The organism is Roseisolibacter sp. H3M3-2, assembly GCF_029211165.1.
Lineage (GTDB): Bacteria > Gemmatimonadota > Gemmatimonadetes > Gemmatimonadales > Gemmatimonadaceae > Roseisolibacter.
Genome location: NZ_JARGEK010000367.1, coordinates 1 through 4,669, shown reverse-complemented (window position 1 = coordinate 4,669; position 4,669 = coordinate 1). Strand labels below are relative to the sequence as shown.

The window sequence follows — 4,669 nt, the reverse complement described above, 5'->3', positions numbered from 1 at the left end:
CGCCCGGCTGCTGAGTCCCGCCGGCCCCGGGCCGGCCCCGCTCGCGACCCCGCCCCCGGCGCATCGGGCGCCGGCGGGCGCGCGTCGTCCGACTCCGCACGCCATCTCCGATGCCCGACTCCACCCCGCGCCGACCGACCGGCGCGTGGACGCTGGCGCTCGGGGCCGCGCTCCTGGCCGGCCCCGCCGCGGCCCAGCGCGCCCCGAACGGCCCCCCCGCGCCCTCCCCGACCCAGACGGGCAGCGCCTCGCGCACCGCGGCCGCGATCACCCCGATCGTCGGCGTGGTGCGCGACACCGCCGGCGCCCCGCTCCCGGACGTGCAGGTCGTCCTCGCGGGGGTCGGCCGCGCCGTCCTCACCGACGAGGCGGGGCGGTTCGTCTTCCGCGGCCTCGCCCCCGGGCGCTACCACCTGGACGCCATCCTCCTCGGCTACGCCCGCGGCGACGCCGATGTCGTGGTCCCCGCCGAGGGGGCCGACGTGCAGGTCGCGATCGTCATGCGGCGCACGGCGCTCCGCCTCTCCAACGTCGTCGTGACCGCGACCCCGCTCGGCGCCGACCCGCTGCGGCTGGCGCAGAGCACCGTCGACCTGTCGGGGAAGGAGCTCGCGCGCACCCTCGGCGCCAGCGTCGCCCAGACGCTGTCGAACGAGCCCGGGCTGGCGATGCGCTACAACGGCCCCGCCGCCAGCACGCCCGTGATCCGCGGGCTCTCGGGGGAGCGCATCCTCGTGCTCCAGGACGGCGACCGCGCCGGGGACCTGTCGGCGGCATCGGCCGACCACGGGCTGTCGATCGACCCGCTGACCGCCAACCGCATCGAGGTCGTGCGCGGGCCGGCGTCGCTGCTCTACGGCACGAGCGCGCTGGGCGGCGTGGTCAACGTGATCACCAACGACATCCCGACGGAGCGCCCGACGCACCGCGACGGCTACGTGGCCGGGCAGGCCGAGTCGGCGACGCCGGGCGGCGCGCTCGCCGGCGGCGTCGCGCTCCCGCTCGGCCGCACGCTCGCGCTCACGGCGCGCGGCACCTTCCGCCGCGCCGAGGACCTGTACCAGGGCGGGCGCGTCCGCCTGCTCAACAGCGACAACCGCGCGCGGAACGGGCTGGTGAGCCTCGCGCACATCGGCGAGGCCACGCGCAGCGGCGTGTCGTTCGGCGCCTACGGCTTCGACTACGGGCTGCCGACGATCCCGGGCGGCGAGCGGGCGCGCATCGAGGGCGCGCGGCAGGAGCTGCGGGCCAAGGCCGACCACACGTTCGGCACCGGCGCGCTGCGCTACCTGCGGGCCGAGGGCTCGGCGCAGTGGTACACGCACGACGAGGTCGAGGAGGACGGCGCGGTCGCGACGACCTTCGACCTGCGCACGCAGACGGCGAACGTCACCGCCAAGACGCGCGTCGGGCGGCTCGACGGCGCGCTCGGCGCGCAGGGGCTCTTCCGCCAGTACGAGGCGTCGGGGGAGGAGGCGCTCACCCCGGCCGCGGCGACGACGAGCGGGGGGCTCTTCCTCTACCAGGAGCTGCCGCTCGGGCGGGCCGAGAGCGCCGAGGAGCACGGCGGCGACGACCACGGCGACGGCGTGCGGCTGCAGGTCGGGGCGCGCCTCGACGGCTTCCGGCTGCGCGCGCGCGACGGCGGGGAGAAGTTCGGCCCCGGGCGCACGCGCACCTTCACCAACGGCTCGGGATCCGTGGGCCTGTCCGTCCCGCTGGCGCCGCGCGTCACGCTCGGGCTGAGCGCCGCGCGCGCCTTCCGCGCGCCGACGGTCGAGGAGCTGTTCTCGAACGCCTTCCACGCCGCCGTCGGCACGTTCGACGTCGGGAACCCCGACCTCGCGGCCGAGACGAACCAGGGCGTGGACGCCGTGCTGCGCGCGCAGCGCGGGCGCGTGGACGCGTCGGTGTCGGGCTACTGGAACGCGATCGACAACTACGTGACCCCGTCGATCGTCGGCGTGGTCGACGAGGAGAGCGGCGAGCCCGCCGCGCCCGGCGACGCGGGGGCGGTGCCGCTCAACCGCTTCACGCAGCGCGACGCCCGCCTGTACGGCGCCGAGGGGCGCGTGGAGGTCGCGGTGCTGCCGCACGTGATCGTGGGCGCGATGGGCGACGTGGTGCGCGGCGCCTTCACCGGCGGCGGGGGGGCGCTGCCGTACCTGCCGCCGGCGCGCCTGGGCGCGCTCGCGCGGTGGGAGGCCGGGCGGCTGACGGCGAGCGCCGAGACGCGCCACGCCTTCGCGCAGGACCGCGTGTCGCAGGGCGCGTGCGGGGTGGCCGGCGGCGACGTCCCGGAGACCGAGCCCGGCACCGCGGGCGTCCCCTGCGTCGACCTGCGCACCGCGGGGTACACCCTGGTGAACGCGAGCGTCGGCTACAACCTTCTCCGCGGCGCGGCGCTGCACTCGATCACGCTGCGCGCCGACAACCTGCTGGACGAGTCGTACTACGACGCGTCGAGCCGCATCAAGAGCTTCGCGCGGAACCCGGGGCGCAACCTCGCGCTCGTGTACCGCGTCCAGTTCTGACCCGCCCCCGACCCTCCCGGACCCTCCCCGCATGACGACCGCGACCCCGCTCGGCGCGCACGTCTCCGCCGCCGGCGGCACCCCGCAGGCGCCGCCGCGCGCGCAGGCCATCGCGGCCACCGCGCTGCAGCTGTTCACCAAGCAGGCCAACCGCTGGGCCGAGCGCGCCTGCGAGGGCGACGAGTGCCGCCAGTTCGGCGAGGCGCTCGGCGCCACCGCCGTGCAGGCGACGGTCTCGCACGACAGCTACCTCATCAACCTGGCGTCGCCCGACGACACGTTGCGCGCGCGCTCCGTCGAGAGCTTCGCGTGCGAGCTGCGGCGGTGCGAGGCGCTGGGGATCGACTACCTCGTGTCGCACCCCGGCAACTTCATCGACGACCGCGACGCCGGGATCGCCCGCAACGCCGACGGGATCGCCGAGGCGCTGGCCCTGGTCCCCGGGAAGACCGTGCTGTGCCTGGAGACGACCGCCGGCGCCGGCACCGCGCTGGGCGCCACGTTCGAGGAGCTGGCCGCGATCATCGCCCGCCTCCCCGCCGACCAGCAGGCGCGCGTCGCCGTCTGCCTGGACACCTGCCACGTCTACTCGGCGGGCTACGACCTGGTGCAGGACTACGACGGGGTAATGGCGCGCTTCGACGACGCGCTGGGGCTCGGCCGGCTCAAGGTCCTGCACCTCAACGACTCGAAGGCGCCGTTCGCGTCCAAGAAGGACCGGCACGAGCTCATCGCCGAGGGCTCGCTCGGCCAGGCGCCCTTCCGCCGCATCATGACGGACCCGCGGCTGTCGTCGGTCCCGAAGATCCTCGAGACGCCGAAGGGGGACGACGCGACCGTGACCGACTCGCGGATGATCGCGCTGCTGCGGAGCTACGAGACCGCGGGCTGAACGAGAGCGGACACGGAGGACACGGAAACCGGGGGAGGGACTGGAGGCTCCAGTCCCTCCTCCGGTTTCCGTGTCCTCCGTGTCTGAAGCGGTTCACCGCCTCCCGCGTAGCCACTCCAGCGGGTCCACCGCGCGCCCCTGCGGGCGCACCTCGAAGTGCAGGTGCGCCGGCAGGTCCGCGTCGCCGGCGCCGACGGTCCCGACGACGTCGCCCTTGGCGATCGTCTGCCCCTTCCGCACGTCGGCGCGGCCGAGGGAGCCGTAGACCGAGTAGTCGCCGCCGCCGTGCTGCAGGATCACGGTGGTCCCGTACGTCCCGATCGCCTCGGCGACCATCACCTCGCCCGCGGCCACGGCGCGCACCGGCGTGCCCTCGGCGGCGCCGATGCCGACGCCGTTCCACCGCGTCGTGGTGTTGTTCGCGCTGCGCACGCGGCCGAACCGGTAGAGCAGGGTGCCATTCACCGGCCAGTCGAGCCGGCCGAGGTCGGACGTCCGGAGCGTGCTCGGCGCCGACGGGCGCGCGTTCGGGCGCGTCTCGGCGCGGCGGCGCGCCGACTCCAGGCTCGCGATCAGCCCCGCCAGCCGCTGCTCGTCGCGCTGGATCGTGGCCAGCTGCCGGCGCGTGCGCGCCGCCTGCTCCTGCACCTGCCGCAGGTTGCGCGCGCCGGCCGACTCCAGCGCCCGCATGCGCCGCTCCTCCTCGGCCTTCTCGGCGCGGTTGCGCGCCAGCTCCCCCTGCAGCTGCACGAGCAGCGCGCGCTGCCCGGCCACCGTGTTGCGCAGCTCCTCCACGCGCCGCACCAGCGACCGGTCGCGGCGCGCCAGCTCGTGCAGGTACTTGTAGCGTGCGACCAGGTCGGCGAACGACGCCGCGCTCAGGTACGCCTCCACCTCCCACAGCGCGCCGCGCTTGTAGATCTCGACCAGCCGGCGCCGCAGCCCCACCTGCTTCGCCGACAGCTCGTCCTCCGCGCGCGCCAGGCGGGTCCCCGCGTCCTGCAGGTCGTCGTCGAGCGTCAGCAGCTGCCGGTCGAGCGTCGCCACCAGTCGCGCCGTCGCGTCGGCCTGCCGGTCGAGGTTCGTGACCTCCTCGCGCAGGTCGTGCGCCGTGGTCTGCAGCGCCTGCATGCGCTGCTCCAGCGCGGCGCGCTCGCGCCGCACCCGCTCCAGCTCCTGGCGCTGCTGGCGCGCGCGCGCGGCGGCGCTGGCCGACGCGGGCGGCTGCGCCGGCTGCCGCGCG

At 76.1% G+C, this 4,669-nt stretch carries 3 protein-coding genes; 2 read left to right on the top strand and 1 reads right to left on the bottom strand.

Annotated features, from left to right (window positions below):
* Positions 1-110: 110 nt before the first annotated feature.
* Entirely contained in the window at positions 111-2,534 is a 2,424-nt protein-coding gene (locus PYV61_RS21200) for a TonB-dependent receptor (protein ID WP_275835390.1), read from the top strand.
* Positions 2,535-2,565: 31 nt separating this feature from the next.
* Positions 2,566-3,426 carry a deoxyribonuclease IV gene (locus tag PYV61_RS21195; protein ID WP_275835388.1) on the top strand — a complete coding sequence of 287 codons (861 nt, stop codon included), beginning with the start codon at positions 2,566-2,568 and terminating at the stop codon, positions 3,424-3,426.
* Positions 3,427-3,519: 93 nt separating this feature from the next.
* On the opposite strand, the gene PYV61_RS21190 is transcribed toward PYV61_RS21195, so the two are convergent.
* Positions 3,520-4,669 (bottom strand): peptidoglycan DD-metalloendopeptidase family protein (locus PYV61_RS21190; RefSeq protein ID WP_275835386.1); only part of this gene is annotated, 1,150 nt, incomplete at its 5' end.

Bases quoted from the DNA above. Each gene is read 5' to 3' on its own strand.
- PYV61_RS21200 (WP_275835390.1), top strand. From the start codon at position 111: ATGCCCGACTCCACCCCGCGCCGACCGACCGGCGCGTGGACGCTGGCG.
- PYV61_RS21195 (WP_275835388.1), top strand. From the start codon at position 2,566: ATGACGACCGCGACCCCGCTCGGCGCGCACGTCTCCGCCGCCGGCGGC.